This is a genomic window from Aequorivita antarctica (assembly GCF_007997155.1).
Taxonomy (GTDB): Bacteria; Bacteroidota; Bacteroidia; order Flavobacteriales; family Flavobacteriaceae; genus Aequorivita; species Aequorivita antarctica.
On record NZ_VORT01000011.1, the window covers coordinates 33,158 to 52,365 of the forward strand.

The following is a 19,208-nucleotide window of genomic DNA, read 5'->3' on the forward strand; positions in this document are numbered from 1 at the left end:
AAGAATACTGATGAAATTATTTGCAATAGCTGTATTGGGAAGCATTTTATTTGCTTGCAACACAAATCCCAAAGATTCTTATTCCAGTATTCAAGATGTTTCTGGGGACATGGCTATGGCCACTCCCCAAGAGCATCCGGGAAAGAAACTAATGGAAAATAATTGTTACGCTTGTCACAATCCAAAAGCTTCAGAAGAAAATATGATTGCCCCACCATTTGTAGCTGTAAAGATGCATTATATTTCTGGGGACACTTCTAAGGAAGATTTTATAAAAGAGATGATAGAGTGGTCCAAACAACCTTCCGAAGAAAAATCTAAAATGCCAGGGGCGATTAATAAATTTGGATTGATGCCCTACCAATTTTTTCCAGAGGAGACCATTAGTCAAATAGCAGACTATATGTTCGACAACGAAATTGAAGAACCAGTTTGGTTTGGAGATCATTATAACAAAATGCAGGGCGACCGCCCCATGATGAAGGGGAAAATGGGTCGTGGAAAAGGCATGGGTATGAATAAAAACCAAGCTAACACAAATAAACAACTTTCTGTTGAAGAACGCGGGATGGAAATGGCGCTGACTACCAAGGCTGAACTTGGTAAAAACCTTATAGGGCAAATCCAAAAAAACGGAGTAATAGCTGCACTTGACTTTTGTAATGTGCAAGCCTTGCCTATAACTGATAGTATGGCTACCGTTTATAAAGCACACATTAAACGGGTTACTGACAAACCTAGGAACCCAAAAAATAAGGCTAATGCTGCGGAATTGCAATATCTAGAAAATTTCAAAAAGCAGGTTGCTACGGGTGTTGAGGTGAAGCCTATTACGGTACAAATGGGAAATAAAACTGAATTTTATTATCCAATCGTTACCAACTCCATGTGTTTAAAATGTCACGGAAACTCAGAAAAGGAATTAGAAATACCTACCTTGAATAAAATAAAGGAGCTTTACCCAACCGACATGGCTACTGGCTATAACGAAAATGAGGTTCGCGGAATTTGGAGTATAGGCTTTGAAAATTAACCTATGAATATTTACGAAACTTTTTGGAATCACAAATACATTAGTGGCGAAACGGGTTGGGATATTGGCTATGTTTCGACGCCAATAAAAGAGTATATTGATCAACTTTCAGATAAAAATTTGAAAATATTAATTCCTGGGGGAGGTAACTCATATGAAGCGGAATATCTTTTTAAAAATGGATTTGCCAATGTTTTTGTGGTTGATATTTCCTCCCTTCCATTAAAGAATCTAGCTGAACGAGTACCGTCGTTTCCAAAGGAAAATCTAATGCATTCAGACTTTTTTGAATTAAAAGAAACGTATGATCTTATTTTAGAACAGACCTTCTTTTGCGCTCTTGATCCAACGCTTCGCGAGGATTATGTAAATAAAATGCACGAACTACTTAAACCTAATGGCAAGCTCTTAGGTCTACTTTTTAATATTCCATTAAATAATGACAAACCACCTTTTGGTGGAAATAAGGAAGAGTATATTTCACTTTTTGAAGATAAATTCAAAGTTGAGAAAATGGAAACGGCCTACAATTCAATTCCACAAAGGGAAGGAAACGAGCTATTCTTCAAGGTTAGAAAAAAATAGTTTAAATTTTTGTTATAATACTGCTCTTCATTTTAGAGTCTTAAAAGACTTTTATAAATTGATAAAAAAATATAGATATGAAAATCAAACAGTTTGAATATAAGCCACTTTCGCATTTTTCATACGCCATTATCAGTGATGGAAAAATGGCTTTGGTGGATCCAGAAAGAAACCCAATTCAGTATTATAAGTATGCTGAAGAGAATGACGCAGAGATTGTTGCTGTTTTTGAAACCCACCCACATGCCGATTTTGTGAGCTCACACTTACAAATTCATGAAGAAACGGGAGCAACACTTTATTGTAGTAAAAAAACGGGAGCTGATTATCCACATTCTCCTTTTGACGATGACGATAAGGTAATAATGGGCAATACTATTTTTAGAGCTATAAATACCCCAGGGCACTCTCCAGATAGTATAACGATTCTAGCTAATGAGGAAAATAAGACCGCACTTTTTACAGGTGACACTTTATTTGTCGGCGATGTAGGACGACCAGATTTGCGTGAAAATGTAGGTCATATGAAGGCGAAACGAGAGGAATTAGCCAAGATGATGTATAATACTATTCAAACGAGGTTCTCTGATCTACCAGATAATGCATATGTATATCCTGCACATGGAGCGGGATCGCTTTGTGGAAAAGGAATGAGCGATGATGCTTCTTCAAGTACACTTGGCAATGAACGTGTTGGAAACTGGGCTTTTAAAAAACAAACTGAAGAGCAGTTTGTAAATTACCTGCTGGATTCACAGCCATTTATTCCGCATTATTTTGGATATAATGTTGCTGTTAATAAAAAGGGAGCTAGGAATTTACGCGCTTCCTTGGGTAAAATTCCTTTTAGATCAAACGTAAATAGTTTTAATAAAGAAGCCTTAGTAGTAGATATTAGGGAGGCAGCTGATTTCAAAAAGAAACATCTTCTTGGAAGCATAAATATAATGGCTATTTCCGAAACTTCTAAATTTGAGACTTGGCTAGGTTCCATTGTCCGTCCTGAAGAAGAATTTCACTTGGTGGTAGATTCCGCTGCGAACATAGAAAATATTCTTAACCGAACAGCTAAAATTGGTTACGAGGCAAACGTTAAAACCATTTTAACTTTAGGCGATGAGGTTTCTGAAAAATCGACTGGATTTAATCTGGAACACTTTAAAAACAATATTAATGATTATACTATTGTTGATATTCGAAATGAAAGCGAAGTTTCTGAGGGTAAATTTTTTGAAAACAACATAGTCATTCCTTTATACCAATTACGGGAGAAAGCAGATCAAGTACCAACAGACAAACCCATTGTGGTGCATTGTGCTGGCGGTTATCGCAGTGCGGCTGGGGCAAGTATTCTTCAGAAAGAACTACAAATCAAAAACGTTTTTGACCTGAGTGATGATGTAGAACATTTTAAATAATTACAGTTTTTGACCAAAGGAAAGATCTCCGGCATCACCTAATCCGGGTATAATATAGCCACTGCTATTTAGTTCGTCATCCACCGCTGCAATCCAAAGATGGGTGTTTTCCGGAAAAATCTTTTCTATGTATTCAATTCCGGGTTTGGCTCCAATAATTGAAATGATATTAATCTGTTTTGGAGTACCGTGACTATTAAAGGCTTTTAGTACATTTTCAAGTGTTCTTCCTGTTGCCAGCATTGGATCGGTTAAAACTAAGATTTTGCCTTCAATGGATGGGGATGCCAAATAATTTACAATTACTTCAAAATCGTCACCGCCATCAGGATGATGTCTATAGGCTGAAATAAAAGCATTTTCGGCAGTATCAAAAAAATTCAGAATACCATTGTGTAGCGGTAATGCAGCTCTTAAAATGGAACAAACAACCAAATCATTTTCCGGAATAAGCATTTCTTTATTTCCCAAGGGGGTAGGTACGACAACAGTTTTAAAATTTAAAGTTTTACTCATTTCAAAACTTAGAATTTCCCCAATCCGCTCTACATTTTTTCGGAAGCGCATAGAATCTTTTTGAATTGAAACATCGCGCATTTCTAAAATGAATTGGTTGAGTACAGAATTTTCTTTACTGAAGTCGTGAAGAATCATGGTTTTGGAGAATTGTCACGAAGTTATAATTTCTTAATGACGAAAGCTAAAATTGATCACCTCTTTTTTTCTTGTGTGTAACAAAAGTTACTGGACTTCACAATAAAAAATTAGATTTTTGACAGGTCTAATAATCTCACAGCTATATGATTAATATCATTTTAGAGCTCATTTATCTGAAGTAATTTAGACATTTAAAACCTTTAAGAAATGTCAAAAATCGTAATATTAGGAGCGGGAATTTCAGGACACGTGGCGGCATCGCATCTCCGCAGAAAGTTGGACAAAATTCACGAAGTAGTTGTGGTTTCTCCCAACAGTAATTACCAATGGATTCCCTCCAACATTTGGGTGGGTGTGGGTAGAATGAAGTCGAAGGACATACTTTTTCCCTTGGCTCCTTTATATAAAAAGAAAGGAATCGGCTTTAAACAGGCCAAAGTGACTTCTTTTTTTCCCGAAGGCGATAGCGAAACCGAAAAACCTTTTGTGATGGCAGAATATGTTTCCGAAGAAAAAAGAGGCGAAACTGAAAAAATCACTTACGATTATCTTATAAATGCCACTGGTCCCAAATTAAATTTTGAAGCTACTGAAGGATTAAACCCAGGAACAAACAAAGCTTATTCTGTTTGTACATATACCCACGCAGATCACGCATGGCAAGGTTTAAGTGCGCTTATTGAAGAAATGAAGCGAGGAAAGGAAGCTAGAATTGTTATTGGTACAGGTCACGCCAAAGCAACCTGCCAAGGAGCTGCATTTGAATATATACTGAACGTAGAACAAGAGCTTCGCAGACAAAAGGTTCGCGATAAAGCAAAAATCACTTGGATTTCGAATGAATATCAATTGGGTGATTTTGGAATGGACGGAATGTTGCTGAGCTATGGAAGCAACATAATGAAATCTCACGAAATGGTGGAGATGGTTTTTGAGGATAGGGGAATTGAATGGATTCTTGGATCAGGAGTGAACAAAATTGAAGATGGGATTGCTCATTATGAAAATTTGGACGGAGAGCACAAAAACATAGAATTTGACTTTGCTATGTTAATTCCATCTTTCTCCGGACATGGATTTAAGGCTTTCGATAAAAGTAATCAAGACATAACTGAAAAACTTTTCAAAGGTTTTATGCTGGTTGATTCAGATTATACACCAAAACCTTATGAAGAATGGACTGTGCAGGATTGGCCAGAAACCTATCAAAACCCAAACTATAAAAATATTTTTGCGCCAGGAATAGCATTTGCACCACCACACAGCATCTCTAAACCCCGTAAAAGCCCCAATGGAACAGAAATTTTTCCTGCCCCGCCAAGAACGGGAATGCCCTCGGGAATTACAGCCAAATTGGTTGCCGATAATATAATTGATAGCATCAAACAACAAAAAGAATCTCTTGACCATAAAGGTTCTATGGGTAATATGGGAGCTGCTTGTATTGCATCTGCAGGTTTTGGGATGACTAAGGGTAGTGGTATAAGTATCACTACATTTCCTATTGTGCCAGATTATAAAAAATATCCAGACACAATGGGAAGGAAATTAGGCAAGACTTTCGGAGAAATAGGCCTTGCTGGCCACTGGCTAAAACTTGCACTGCATTATGCTTTTATTTACAAAGCTAAAATGAGACCTTTTTGGTATTTAATTCCTGAATAAAAAATATAATTATGACACGCAGAATATCAAATTTCAAACGATTTGTGATGATGAATCCCATCATCCAATTTTTCAAATTTATTTTTTTGAGCATTAAAGTATTACTAATTGTAGCCGGAGGACATGGTGGAACCCGAGAAACTGGTTATTAAGCTGATGCTTGTTGTAGATTAATAGAGTAATATTCCATATTTTTGAAAACTATTTGAAAATAATTATCGCCATATCGCTTTCATTCCTCGTTTTTTTTCAAAGCGTTGGGCTTGGCATGACAGATATTTTTCTGTTTGGACGTTTTGTGGAACACGCAGAATATCATTCTGAAAATTATGGAGATGATTTCTTCACTTTTTTTGAAAAACACTACGGTTCTTTAAAAACGGAACATCAAAAAAATCATAAGGAAGAAGATCAGGAGCATGAAGAATTACCTTTTCAGCATATTTCTTGCCACCACGTTTTAACTGATGTTGTATTGGTTCCTTTTGAAATCCCAATTTTAAAAGCGGAAATAAACACACAAAAATCGCACACATTCCGCTATCAAAATTTATATTCCTCTCTCGAAAAATTCTCCATTTTTCAACCACCTAAATTTGTATAATTAAATAGACCTTTCTTGGAAATAGTTATTTCCAGATTCTTCTAAGGTCGTGATCTGCTGCTTTTTTTAAGCGTTAAAAATCAATTTTTATTATTTCTATTTTCAGCAGTTCCTTGTTGAAAAATATAAATTTTAAGTAAGTTATGCTATCAAAAATAATTCAATTCAGTATTAAAAACAAACTCATCATTGGGTTGTTCACGCTAGTGCTTATAGGCTTTGGTGTGTTTTCACTTACACAGTTGTCCATTGGTGCCGTGCCCGATGTTACCAACAATCAAGTGCAGGTAATTACCACTTCGCGCAACCTTTCTACACAGGATATGGAGCAATTCATAACCTATCCAGTAGAGTTGGAAATGGCTAATTTACCAGGTGTTAAGGAAATTCGTTCCACTTCAAAATTTGGGCTTTCAGTAGTTACCATCGTTTTTGAGGAGAATATGGGAACCTATTTACCGCGACAGCTGATCGCTGAAAAAATTCAGTCTGCCACCGAGAATATTCCCGAAGGTTTCGGCACTCCACAGATGGGGCCTATAACTACGGGTCTGGGCGAAATCTATCAATATATTCTCGATGTAAAACCAGGTTTTGAAGATAAATATTCAACCACGGAGCTTCGTACAATCCAAGATTGGATCGTAAAAAGACAACTCTCTGGAATTCCTGGCGTAGTAGAGGTAAACACTTGGGGAGGTAAATTAAAGCAATATGAAGTCGCAATAAACACTCACAAGCTCAATGCAATGGGCATCACCGCCCAAGAGATCTTCACTGCCCTGGAAAAAAACAACAGCGTTTCTGGAGGTGGTTATATTGAAAAGGAAAACCAAGCCTATTTTATTCGTGGCGAAGGTTTGGCTTCTTCGTTGGAAGATATTGGGAATATCGTTGTAAAAAACGAAAATGGCTTTCCTATTTATATTAAGGATATCGCGAAAGTCCAATTTGGAAGTGCCCCTCGTTTTGGTGCAATTACTGGTAATGGCGAAGGCGAGAAAATCCTTGGCCAGGTAATGATGCTGAAAGACGGTAACTCAAACCAGGTAATTGAAGATGTAAAAAAACGCGTAGCGAATATTGCCGAATCGCTGCCCGAAGGTGTTTATATCAATCCCGTTTTAGACCGTAGCGTTTTGATTGGCAAAACCACTTTCACCATAGCAGAAAACCTAATTCTCGGAGTGCTGATCGTAATTTTTGTAGTGGTGCTTTTGTTGGGAAATCTCCGCTCGGGTCTTGTTGTTGCCTCGGTGATTCCATTGTCTTTACTTTTCACGCTTTCGTTGATGTATATTTTTGGTGTGGATGCCAATTTGATGAGCCTTGGCGCGATTGATTTCGGAATTATTATTGACGGAGCCGTTATTATTGTTGAGTTTGTAGCATTTCAAATAAGTAAGAACGCTACAAAACTGAATGCACTTTCTTCTGAAGAAAAACAATTGTCAAAGGATAATCTCACTGTAAAAAGTGCCTCCAAAATGATGAATTCGGCAATTTTTGGGCAATTGATTATTTTGATAGTTTTCATCCCAATTCTGTCGTTAAGTGGGGTAGAGGGCAAAATGTTTAAACCTATGGCGCTTACCTTCAGTTTCGCATTGATTGGTGCAATGGTGCTTTGCTTTACTTATGTTCCAGTAGCTGCTTCAATATTTCTAAAACCAACGGAAACTTCAAAAAGAAATATTTCCGTGCGCATAATGAATTTTTTGAATCGTTTTTACGAACCAACAATTCGTTGGGCGCTGAATACTAAAAAGTTTGTTTTAGGTATTGCAGCATTGATTTTGGTTGCGACCATTTATCTTTTTACCACTATGGGTGGTGAGTTTGTGCCAACGTTGGATGAAGGCGATTTTGTTATCCAACCCGTGCTGAAAACAGGTACTTCCCTCAGCAATACAATTGATATAACAACCAATATTGAAAAAATTCTGATAGAAAAATTCCCCGAAGTAGATCAGGTGGTAAGCCGCATTGGTGCTGCTGAAGTTCCTACGGACCCAATGTCTATGGAAGAGAGTGATGTAATAGTTACTCTTAAACCTAAAAGCGAATGGGTTTCAGCGAATAGTAAAGACGAGCTTGCCGATAAATTTAAGGAGGCTCTCTCCATTATTCCTGGGATGGAAGTGGAATTTACCCAACCCATCGAAATGCGTTTCAACGAATTGATAACGGGAGTAAGAGCAGATATCGCTGTCAAAATTTTTGGGGAAGACCTTGATGTATTGAACAAAAAGGCCAATGAAATAAAAGGTGTAATAGAAAATGTGGATGGTGCTGCAGATATAACTATCGAAAAAATAGTGGGACTGCCGCAAATGAACGTGAAATTTGATCGTTCTAAAATTGCCCGCTACGGACTCAACATTGTAGATCTAAACGAAATGATAGCAATGGGTTTTGCTGGCAAATCATTGGGAAGCATTTTTGAAGGCGAAAAACGTTTTGATCTTGTGGTTCGGCTTGATGAAAACAACCGTCATGACCTTTCAAACCTCCAAAATCTTTATGTTGATACTCCTTCTGGTGAAAAAGTGCCGTTGCGCGAGCTTGCGGAAATAAAATATACGAAAGGCGCTGCAAAAATTTCAAGAGATGATACCAAACGGCGCATTGTTGTGGGTATCAACGTTCGTAACCGCGATTTGCAAAGTGTTGTGGACGACGTGCAAAAGTTGATTAACGAAAATATAAAACTTCCTGTTGGCTACACCATTGATTACGGTGGTCAGTTTGAAAATCTCCAAAGCGCGAAAAGCAGATTGTTAATTGCTGTTCCTGTGGCATTGGTCCTAATTTTCTTCCTGTTGTATTTTGCCTTTAATTCCGTAAAGGAAGCATTGATGATTTATTCTGCAATTCCCTTAGCGGCTGTGGGTGGTGTATTGTTGTTATGGCTACGCGACATGCCTTTTAGTATCTCGGCAGGCGTTGGTTTTATTGCACTTTTTGGAATCGCAGTATTAAACGGAATTGTTTTGATAGAACATTTTAAGGAACTCAAAAAAGAAGGTATGAAAGATAAAAAAGAACTCATAGTGCACGGTGCAAAAAATCGACTTCGGGCGGTTTTACTTACGGCAGCCGCTGCAGCACTTGGCTTTTTGCCGATGGCTATCTCAACCAATGCTGGTGCTGAGGTTCAAAGACCTTTAGCTACAGTGGTTATTGGTGGTTTGGTAACAGCTACACTTTTAACCTTAATTGTTTTGCCAGTGCTATTTTCAATTTTTGATTCAGATAAAAAAGTAATAAAGTTGAAACGAAAAGGAAAAAAATTGCCTACAGCTATAATCATCTTCCTGTTAGGTTTTTCGGGAATGGCGCAGCAAAACCCTAAAACTTTGGAAGGTTTAAAACAAATGGCTTTGGACAACAATGCAGGATTAAAAGCTTCTTCGCTTCAGGTTGATGAAGCAGATGCCTTAATAGGCAGTGCTTTCAATTTTGATAAAACCACAGTTTTTTATGAATTTGACGAGAATAATTTGGCGCCAAACAATGAACCGCTCAAGGTTTTTGGAGTACAGCAAGGTTTTCTTTTTCCGACGGTTTATTTCGCTGAAAAAAGCGTGAACCAGCGCCAATTTGAAATGCAAAGTAGTCAATATGAACTTCAAAAACGCAAAACTGAAGGTTTGGTTGCAGCAGCGTTTTATCAATTTCAATTTGAGAAAAATAGAGAACGGGTCTTTCAAAGTTTGGACAGCTTGTACCAAAACTTTGCCCACGCCGCCCAACGCCGTTTTGAACTTGGTGAAACTAATTATTTAGAAAAAATAACCGCCCGTGCCAAACAGCGTCAGTTAGAAACTGATTATAGGCAGAGCAGGGAAGACGTTCAAATTGCAATGGAACGCTTGAAGGCGGTCGTTCAATTCAAGGATAGTTTGGTGATTTCTGAGCAACCTTTGGAGAAGTTGCAACTTTCGCTGCCAAGTTTGGAGGAACATCCAGCAATAGATTATTATCAAAGGAGAAATGATTTTTTTCTAGCAAAGCAAAGTCTGGAAAAACAACATTTACTTCCAGATATTAGCCTTTCCTATTCTTTGGGAAGCAATTCAGGCTTGAGCCAAAATTTATATGCTTATCAAATTGGACTTAAAATTCCGTTGTTTTTCAGTGGTAATGCTTCAAAAATAAAAGCCTCGAAAATTGCTGCCGAAATGAGCCAACAGCAGGCTGAGGATTATAAAATTCATTTGAATTCACGGAAAGTTCAATTGCTCAATGAAGTTTCAAAATATGAAGAAGGACTTCAATATTATGAAAATGAAGGGAAATCACTTTCCGAAGAAATTTTAAAAACCGCAAACATCAGTTTCAAAAATGGGGAAATAGACTTTTTTCAATACATCCAAAGTCTTGAAAACGCTTACGAAATTGAATTGCAGCATCTAGAAAATCTCAACAATTACAATCAAGCGGTAATCGCAATCAATTATTTAATTCTATAAAAAATTCATTATGAAATATATAAAATCAATTTTGTTGCTTCTCATCCTCGCTTTGGTGTCGTGCAACAATTCAAATAAGGAAGAAGCTTCGTCCGAAATTACTTCAGAAGAAACCAATTCAGGAACAATCCATCTTTCAAAAGCACAGTTTGAAAACGCAAAAATGGAAGTGGGCCAACTCACTGAAAAACCTTTTGCCGAAACAGTACAAACCAGTGGAGTGATTGATGTGCCACCACAGAGTAGGGCAGTGATAAGCGCTTTTTCTGGAGGTTATATTAAAAACACGCCCTTATTGGTGGGTAATAAAGTCTCCAAGGGGCAACGCTTGGTAACCCTTGAAAATCCTGAGTTTATTACAATGCAACAGAATTATTTAGAAACAGCAGAGCAGCTTTCGTATTTGAAATCGGAATACGATCGCCAGAAAATTATGTTTGATGAAAAAATCACCTCACAGCGAAGTTATCTAAAAGCTGAAAGCGAATATAAATCCAATTTGGCGCGCTACAACAGCTTGAAGAAAAACCTCGAAATACTGAATATGAATCCTGCTTCTGTAGAGGCCGGAAACATTGTTTCTCAAGTGAATATTTACAGCCCGATTGACGGGAATGTAACTCAAGTTTTTGTAAATACAGGCACCTACGTTTCGCCTGCAGATAAGATTATGGAAATTATGAACACGGACCATATTCATTTAGAATTGAAAGTGTTTGAAAAGGATTTGCTGCAACTCAAAAAAGAACAGGACATCCTTTTTACGGTACCTGAAGCTTCCAAAGAAACATTTAATGGCGAAGTGCATTTGGTTGGAACCTCAATAGATCCAAACTCCAGAATCGCGATGGTTCACGGGCATATTGATGAAAAGGATGAGAACAACTTCACTGCTGGAATGTTTGTTGAGGCCCAGATTATTACAGGTACTTTAAACCAAATGGCACTTCCTGAAAACGCAGTTGTGGAAATGGAAGGTAAAAATTATGTTTTGCTAATTGAAAATGAAGATGCCGAAGGATTTGAATTACGCCCCATAGAAGTAAAAACAATTGCCAATTATAAAGGCTTTACAGCTATTGAAAAAAGCGACCAATTTAAAGCCGATAGCAATTTTTTGACTAAAGGTGCTTTTGTATTGTTGAATGAAGAAGGTAGTGGAAACGACCATTAACAGATAATGTCATAAAAGAGTTGCAGCTTCTGATTTCCTATCTAATCTCACAAATATTCGTATCTTAAAGGTTCACATTTTAAAAAACTTGATTATGAAAAATTTAATAGTTGTTTTCGTTTTTGCATTTGCATTTTCGGCATTTTCACAAAGCAAAATTTTACCCAAGAATATACAAATTAAAACTGCTGTTTTGGCTGCGCCTGAAATGTACCGTGATGGCGCAACCGTTCTTGGTTATAATTCTGAAGGTAAACTTATCACCTTGCGCGAAGGTACCAACGGAATGGTATGCCTGGCAGATGACCCAAACAAGGAAGGAATAAGCGTAGCCTGTTACGGAGCCGAATTAGAACCATTTATGGCACGTGGCCGAGAGTTGGCGGCTGAAGGAAAATCCAACGAAGAAAAGCAAGAAGCCCGGAAAAATGAAATAGATGGAGGAACTTTAAAAATGCCTGCAGAACCCTCAATACTTTATATACTGGCTGGTGAAGAAAAAGACTATAGTGCTGAAACTGGCGAACTGCTAAAAAGCAAAATACGCTACGTAATCTATAAACCATATATGACTGGTGAAAGCACTGGTTTGCCCACTAAACCACAGGCTCCGGGAATGCCTTGGTTGATGGAGGCCGGCACACATAGATCCCATATCATGATTACGCCAGCTAATTAATAAGCTACATAATTTTAAAAAAAAGAAAAATGTCAAGTTGTATGATATTTGTCACATAACCTCCCATTTTTCAATCATACATTTGTTTAAGAATTTTTAAGTAATTTAAATAAGCTAGAATCATGAGTTACTACATAAGCACAACATTAAAAAACACAACTTTTAAAGATGCTATTGAAAAGACAACGGCGGCTTTAAAAGAAGAGGGATTCGGGGTGTTGACCGAAATAGACCTGAAGGCCACTTTAAAAAAGAAGTTGGACGCAGACTTTTATAATTATACCATTCTCGGTGCCTGCAATCCACAAATGGCGTACCAAGCGTTACAAGCCGAAAACAAAATTGGGACTATGCTTCCATGCAACGTAATTGTTCAGGAACGCGAACCAGGGGTTATAGAGGTTTCCGCAGTAGATCCAGCAGCTTCAATGATGGCTGTGGAAAATAATTCTTTGGGAGATATTGCCAAAGATGTTCAAAAGAGGTTAACCAAAGTTATTCAAAGTATTTAGAAACTCATTCATTTAAATTTAAAAAGAGCCTTATGGAAACTGTAAACTATTCTAAAATCTATAGAATTATCCATTGGGCAATAGCAATTACCTTTCTACTTCTATTATTAACAATTTTTCTGAGATTGACTTGGATGAATAAAAATAATATGGCGGATATTATACAGGCTTATCTCAATGGTACCGATCAATCGCTATCTAGTGAGCAGCTCATCGTTCTGGCAAAACAGATAAGAAAACCTATGTGGGACTGGCATATTTATTTAGGTTATGTTTTAACTGGTTTGTTCAGTTTGCGCTTTTTACTTCCCTTATTCGGAACTATGAAATTTCAAAGTCCATTACTTAAAAACTTAACCACAAAGCAGAAATTTCAGAAATGGTCGTACATTATTTTTTATGTATGCGTAGTTGTTTCATTGGTTACAGGACTTGTAATAGTATGGGGACCAAAAAGTTTAAAAGAAGTAATGGAAGAAATTCATATACTGGGTATTTATTATCTAATCGCATTTATCGCCATCCATATTGGAGGAATATTAATAGCAGAATTTACAAATCAAAAAGGGATTATTTCAAGAATAGTGCGTGGCTCTGATGATTGATTTATTTAAATGCATAAATATTTTTCAATAAATTGACCAAGGTCATTAAGAGTATTTAGGAACGTTTGTTAGTTGGTTTTCTACTAACTGTAAATTTATTTGGTTATAGAAAAGCACCTCGAACAGGTGCTTTTTTGTTTGGTAACATTAGTTACTGACCAAGCTTGTTTTCTGGCGTATGTTTGCATCAAATTTAATATAGCAATGAAGATTAAAAATATAATTACACTAATTGGCTTGCTGCCCGCGATAGTTTTCGCACAGCAAACCGTCCCCATTTCCAAAGCAGAAGTGCTGGAAAAGGTAGTTCAACAAAATAATAAGCTAAAAATTGGCGAACAGCAAGTGCTGGCCGCAAAAGGCGATTATAATCAAACTAATGTTGTCTTTCTGCCAAACATTACAGCTTCCCATAGTGGAACTGCGACCACAAATCCTTTGATGGCTTTTGGTTTTAAACTGAACCAGGAAATAGTTACCCAAGCAGATTTTGATCCGAATAAATTGAACAATCCATCACAGATTCAAATTTTCGCTACAAAATTTGAGGTTCAGCAACCCATTATAAACGTTGATGGAATTTTTCAGCGGAAAGCTGCGAAAGCAAAATGGCAAGCAACCCAAATGCAGTTGGCTCGCACGGGCGATTACCTTTCCCTTGAAACTGAAAAGGCGTATATGCAGTTGCAATTGGCTTATAAAAGCGTGGATGTTTTGGAAAACGCTTTAAAAGCAGCTAATGAAAACTTCCGCTTGGCTAACAATAGTTTCAAACAAGGTTACTTACAGCAAAGTGATGTTTTGGCGGTGCAAGTGCGCGTTACCGAAGTTGAGAACCAACTACAATATGCAAAAAGCAATGTGATTAACGCTTCAGAATATCTTGCGGTGCTTATGAATGAAGAGGTTGCTGGTGTTTTAAAACCCACGGATTCCCTTATGGTTTCTTCGGAATTAAATCCAGTTGAAAACCTTTCCAATTCCAGAGCCGATATTCAAGCGATGGAATTTGTAGCAGATGCATACAAACAAAATTACAAAGCAGATAAAATGACTTTTCTGCCAAGATTTAATGCTTATGGAAGCTACGAACTTTATGACGATCAGATTTTTCAAGCAGATGCAAGCGGATATTTATTCGGTGCAGCCTTGACGTGGAATCTTTTTGAAGGCTCCAAACGTTTCGGAAAAACCCAAAAAAGCAAAGCAGAATTCAACAAAGCAAACCTCGAATTGGAGCAATATAAAGCCGATAGCCAATTGGAGCTTAACAAAGCACGACGTATGTTCCAAGACGCTAAAAACAATTTAAAATTAACTGAATTGGCGCTTGAACAATCAAAAGAAGCACTCAGAATTCGTACTAACAGATTTGGGGAAGGACTTGAAAGAACTACCGATTTATTGAGTGCTGAAACTCAGTTTTCACAGAAACAGTTGGAGTATTTCAACACCGTTTTTCAGCATAATTACGCCTTGGCATACCTTCAATTTTTAACAAAAAACTAATATCAGAGATGAGAAAAATATATACACTTCTACTATTTTCGGCAGTACTCAGTTTTAACGCTTGTAATAATGCTTCCGAAGAAAAAACCATAGATAAAACCCCTGCAGTTCCTGTAACTGTAAGTTCTGTAGCTGCAGAAAATAATACTCCATTTTTAACTGCAAGCGGAAAAATAGAAGCTGCGAACAGTGCAACCCTCAGCACACGAATGATGGGCTTTGTGGACAAAGTTCTCGTAAACGTTGGTCAAAAAGTTACAAAGGGACAATTATTGGTAAGTATCAATAATTCTGATCTTTCGGCTAAACAAGCGCAGACAAGTGCTGGAATTACTGAGGCACAAGCTGCTTTCAATAATGCAGAAAAAGATTATCAGCGGTTTCAAAACCTGTTTGCAGATAACAGTGCAAGTCAAAAGGAACTTGACGATCAGCGCGCCCGTTATGAAATGGCAAAAGCCAGATTGGAAGGCGCAAAACAGATGAAAAACGAAGTGCAGTCGCAGTTTGCTTATGTAAATCTTCGTGCCCCTTTTAACGGGGTTGTTACCAATAAATTCATTGAAGCTGGCGATATGGCTAATCCCGGCGCCCCTTTAATTTCAATTGAAGGACCTGGGAATTTTGAAGTTACCGCTTCAGTTCCTGAAAGTGAAATTTCAAAAATAAAATCCGGATCCGAAGTGCAGGTGATTGTAAAATCTTCAAATAAAATACTTCCCGGAAAAGTTACCGAAGTGAGCACTTCAGCAAAAAACACGGGTGGACAATATTTGGTAAAAGTAGTTTTAGACAAAACCAACGAGAGCATTCTTTCAGGAATGTACGCTACGGTTCAGTTTCCTATTGAAAAGAAAACTGATGTTACGACGGTTTTAGTGCCAGAGGAAGCATTAGTAAAACGTGGACAATTAACTGGAATTTACACGGTGAGTCAAAATAATACCGCTCTTCTTCGTTGGTTGCGACTGGGGCGCACTTATGGCGATAATGTAGAAGTACTTTCTGGCTTAAATGCAGATGAAAATTATATTATTTCTGCCGATGGAAAACTTTTCAACGGTGCTAAAATAACCATTAAACAATAATCATGAAGGACGGATTTGCTGGCAAAATTGCCAAGTTATTTATAGGCTCAAAGCTTACGGTGCTTTTAATGATCGTGTTTATGGTCATCGGGGTTTACAGTTCGTTTTTGATACCGCGGGAAGAGGAACCGCAGATTGATGTGGCAATGGCCGACATTTTTGTGGGCTACCCGGGCGCATCTCCAACGGAGGTTGAATCTAGGGTTGTGAAACCTTTGGAAAAATTGGTTTCCAATATTCCTGGTGTGGAGTATGTATATTCCACTTCTTCTGAGGAAGGTGCAATGGTAATTGTACAGTTTTATGTGGGTGAGGATATTGAGCGTTCCTTTGTAAAGCTTTACAACGAAATGAACAAGCATATGGACCAAATGCCTCCGGGTGTAACCATGCCGCTTGTAAAACCACGTGCCATTGACGATGTGCCAATGTTGGGAGTGACGCTATGGAGTGAAAGTTATGACGATTTTCAACTAAAACAAATTGCAGACGAACTTACACAGGAAATTGAAAAAGTGGATATGGTTTCCACAACCCACAAAATTGGGGGTCGTGATCGTCAATTGCGTGTAATATTGGACAAAGACAAGTTAGCTGCGAGTGGTTTGGACTTTTTAACTGTTGCCGAAATGATAAAGGCAAATAACCAGCAAATGAGTTCGGGCAGTTTTGATAAAAATGATACGGAGTTCTTGGTTTCAACTGGCAGTTTCCTAAAATCTGCGGCCGATGTTGAAAACTTGGTTGTTGGCGTGCAGCAGAATCAACCTATTTATTTGAAGCAGGTGGCCATTATTTTTGATGGGCCAGAGATTCCGAGTAAATATGTTTCCTTTGGTTTTGGAGGAGCTAGTGAAAAGCTGTCGAAATACGCTTCTGAATATCCAGCTGTAACCATTTCGGTAGCGAAAAGAAAAGGAGCCGACGCAATGAAAATCGCAGACGTGATTATCGATAAGGTAGATCATTTGCGAAGTAATCTAATTCCGGATGATGTTCACGTAGAAATCACACGAAACTACGGCGAAACAGCGTCCAATAAAGTTTCTGAACTGTTGATGCACCTTATAGGCGCTATCATTGCAGTAACGCTAGTTGTAATGCTCGCAATGGGCTGGCGTGGTGGTTTGGTAGTTTTCCTTTCGGTGCCAATTACCTTTGCGCTGACGCTTTTGAGTTACTATTTACTGGACTATACATTAAACAGAATTACACTTTTCGCCTTGGTTTTCGTAACGGGAATTGTGGTGGATGACTCCATTATTATTGCGGAAAATATGCACCGGCATTTCAAGATGAAACGCTTGCCGTTTAAGCAAGCCGCTATTTACGCAATAAACGAAGTAGGAAACCCAACCATTTTGGCAACTTTTACAGTGATAGCTTCTGTATTGCCAATGGCTTTTGTTTCCGGATTGATGGGGCCTTATATGTCGCCAATGCCTATTGGAGCTTCCATTGCAATGATACTTTCGCTATTTGTTGCTTTAACCATAACACCTTATTTGGGTTATATTTTCCTTCGCGAAAAAGAGAAAAAAGGAAAAGCTCCCAAGCCTGAAAAATCTTTAGAAAGCACTTTCATTTATAGAATTTATTCAAAATTTGAAATGCCTCTAATCGAAAATAAAAAGACTCGTTGGATATTTCTGGGAACTACAATCGTACTTCTCTTGGGATCAATGATGTTGTTTTTTACAAAATCGGTTGCAGTAAAAATGCTGCCTTTCGACAATAAAAACGAAATGCAAGTGGTGATCGATATGCCCGAGGGAACTACTCTGGAACGCACTGCAGTGGTTACTCGCGAGATTGGACAATACCTTTCAACACAACCTCTCGTGGTTAATTATCAAAACTACATAGGTACCTCGGCGCCGATAACTTTCAACGGTTTGGTGCGTCATTACGACCTTCGTGGCGGCAGTAATAATGCCGATATACAAGTAAACTTAATTGATAAGGAAGAACGGGACGAACAAAGCCACGATATAGCAAAACTAGTTCGTCCGCATATTCAGGAAATCGGGAAGAAATACGGCGCCAACGTTAAAATAGTGGAAGTTCCACCAGGACCGCCTGTACTTTCAACCATTGTAGCTGAAGTTTACGGTCCTAATTATGACCAGCAAATAGCAGTTGCAAAACAACTTGAGAATATATTAAACGAAACGCCAGATGTTGTAGATGTAGATTGGATGGTGGAAGCGGATCAAACGGAATATGAATTCATCATAGACAAAGAGAAAGCAATACGCTATGGCGTTACGCCTCAACAAATCGTTTATACAATGAATATGGCGCTTTCAGATAAGCCTGTAACCAATCTTTATGATGAAAATGTTGTTGACCAAGTAGGAATATTATTGGCGTTGGACGAAAAGGAAAAGTCTACTATCCAAGATATTTCGCAGTTGAAAATTACTTCCAAGCAAGGCAATATGGTTTCGGTGGTCGATTTGGTGAATATTGAGGAAACTACCCGAGCAAAAAGTATTTATAGGAAAAACCAAAAGCGGGTAGTTTATGTTCTGGCTGATATGGCCGGAGAACTTGAAAGCCCTGTGTACGCTATTTTGGGAATGACCGATAAGCTGAACAAAATAAAATTGCCAGCTGGTTATAAAATGAATGAATTGTACTTGGAGCAACCTGAATTTGAAGACGATTTCACAGTGAAATGGGATGGTGAATGGCAGATAACCTTAGAAGTATTTCGCGATTTGGGGATTGCCTTTTTGGGTGTTATCATCATCATTTATATTTTGATTGTGGGGTGGTTCCAAAACTTTAAAGCACCCGTGGTTATGATGGTTGCTATTCCTTTGTCATTAATTGGAATTATACTCGGCCATTGGGTTTTAGGTGCTTTTTTCACCGCGACCTCCTTTATTGGGATGATTGCTTTAGCAGGAATTATGGTGCGGAATTCAGTGCTGTTGATAGATTTCATAAACCTACGAACAGCGGATGGAATCCCCTTAAAACAAGCCGTAATTGAAGCCGGAGCGGTAAGAACTACGCCAATTTTATTAACTGCTGGAACGGTTGTGATAGGCGCATTTGTAATACTTTTTGACCCCATTTTTCAAGGGCTCGCCATTTCGCTAATGGGCGGAACTATTGTTTCTACAGTGCTTACATTACTTGTAGTGCCACTGGTTTATTATATGATTGAACGAAAAAACTTTAAAGAATAAAGCT

15 protein-coding genes are annotated in these 19,208 nt (G+C 38.0%); 14 read left to right on the forward strand and 1 reads right to left on the reverse strand.

Features of this window, described 5'->3' with window-relative positions; translation table 11 throughout:
- The first annotated feature begins 10 nt into the window (after positions 1–10).
- The 3 genes from ESU54_RS14360 (at position 11) to ESU54_RS14370 (ending at position 3,036) form a co-directional block, all read left to right on the forward strand.
- Entirely contained in the window at positions 11–1,033 is a 1,023-nt protein-coding gene (locus tag ESU54_RS14360) for a Tll0287-like domain-containing protein (protein WP_235004514.1), read from the forward strand.
- Between the two features lie 3 nt (positions 1,034–1,036).
- Positions 1,037–1,618 (forward strand): methyltransferase, encoded by a 582-nt coding sequence (locus ESU54_RS14365; protein ID WP_111843213.1) that lies wholly within the window; start codon positions 1,037–1,039, stop codon positions 1,616–1,618.
- Positions 1,619–1,695: 77 nt separating this feature from the next.
- Positions 1,696–3,036, forward strand: a complete 1,341-nt coding sequence (locus ESU54_RS14370) for an MBL fold metallo-hydrolase (RefSeq protein WP_111843212.1) — start codon at positions 1,696–1,698, stop codon at positions 3,034–3,036.
- Here ESU54_RS14370 and upp read toward each other — a convergent pair whose 3' ends face one another.
- Positions 3,037–3,690 carry a uracil phosphoribosyltransferase gene (gene upp / locus ESU54_RS14375; RefSeq protein WP_111843211.1) on the reverse strand — a complete coding sequence of 218 codons (654 nt, stop codon included), beginning with the start codon at positions 3,688–3,690 and terminating at the stop codon, positions 3,037–3,039.
- Positions 3,691–3,900: 210 nt separating this feature from the next.
- On the opposite strand from upp, the gene ESU54_RS14380 reads away from it, so the two are divergent.
- From ESU54_RS14380 to ESU54_RS14425, 11 genes are all read left to right on the forward strand, one after another.
- Entirely contained in the window at positions 3,901–5,358 is a 1,458-nt protein-coding gene (locus ESU54_RS14380) for an NAD(P)/FAD-dependent oxidoreductase (RefSeq protein WP_111843210.1), read from the forward strand.
- Positions 5,359–5,369: 11 nt separating this feature from the next.
- Entirely contained in the window at positions 5,370–5,510 is a 141-nt protein-coding gene (locus ESU54_RS17870) for a hypothetical protein (protein WP_160113242.1), read from the forward strand.
- Between the two features lie 53 nt (positions 5,511–5,563).
- On the forward strand, positions 5,564–5,962 hold the full coding sequence (locus ESU54_RS14385; protein ID WP_111843209.1) for a hypothetical protein: 399 nt from the start codon (positions 5,564–5,566) through the stop codon (positions 5,960–5,962).
- A 143-nt stretch (positions 5,963–6,105) separates the two neighbouring features.
- Positions 6,106–10,437 carry a CusA/CzcA family heavy metal efflux RND transporter gene (locus ESU54_RS14390; RefSeq protein ID WP_111843208.1) on the forward strand — a complete coding sequence of 1,444 codons (4,332 nt, stop codon included), beginning with the start codon at positions 6,106–6,108 and terminating at the stop codon, positions 10,435–10,437.
- A 10-nt stretch (positions 10,438–10,447) separates the two neighbouring features.
- Complete coding sequence (locus ESU54_RS14395) at positions 10,448–11,611, forward strand: efflux RND transporter periplasmic adaptor subunit (protein ID WP_111843207.1); 1,164 nt, start codon at positions 10,448–10,450, stop codon at positions 11,609–11,611.
- Positions 11,612–11,705: 94 nt separating this feature from the next.
- A complete protein-coding gene (locus tag ESU54_RS14400; RefSeq protein WP_111843206.1) occupies positions 11,706–12,290 on the forward strand; it encodes a hypothetical protein in 585 nt (194 codons plus the stop codon).
- A 122-nt stretch (positions 12,291–12,412) separates the two neighbouring features.
- Positions 12,413–12,802 (forward strand): DUF302 domain-containing protein, encoded by a 390-nt coding sequence (locus ESU54_RS14405; RefSeq protein WP_111843205.1) that lies wholly within the window; start codon positions 12,413–12,415, stop codon positions 12,800–12,802.
- 32 nt (positions 12,803–12,834) lie between these two features.
- Complete coding sequence (locus tag ESU54_RS14410) at positions 12,835–13,407, forward strand: cytochrome b/b6 domain-containing protein (protein WP_111843204.1); 573 nt, start codon at positions 12,835–12,837, stop codon at positions 13,405–13,407.
- A 204-nt stretch (positions 13,408–13,611) separates the two neighbouring features.
- The gene (locus ESU54_RS14415; protein WP_111843272.1) at positions 13,612–14,916 is read left to right on the forward strand and encodes a TolC family protein; all 1,305 of its coding nucleotides are present in this window, start codon (positions 13,612–13,614) and stop codon (positions 14,914–14,916) included.
- A gap of 8 nt (positions 14,917–14,924) precedes the next feature.
- Entirely contained in the window at positions 14,925–16,004 is a 1,080-nt protein-coding gene (locus tag ESU54_RS14420; protein ID WP_111843203.1) for an efflux RND transporter periplasmic adaptor subunit, read from the forward strand.
- A 2-nt stretch (positions 16,005–16,006) separates the two neighbouring features.
- Positions 16,007–19,204 (forward strand): efflux RND transporter permease subunit, encoded by a 3,198-nt coding sequence (locus tag ESU54_RS14425; RefSeq protein ID WP_111843202.1) that lies wholly within the window; start codon positions 16,007–16,009, stop codon positions 19,202–19,204.
- The last annotated feature ends 4 nt before the right edge of the window (positions 19,205–19,208 follow it).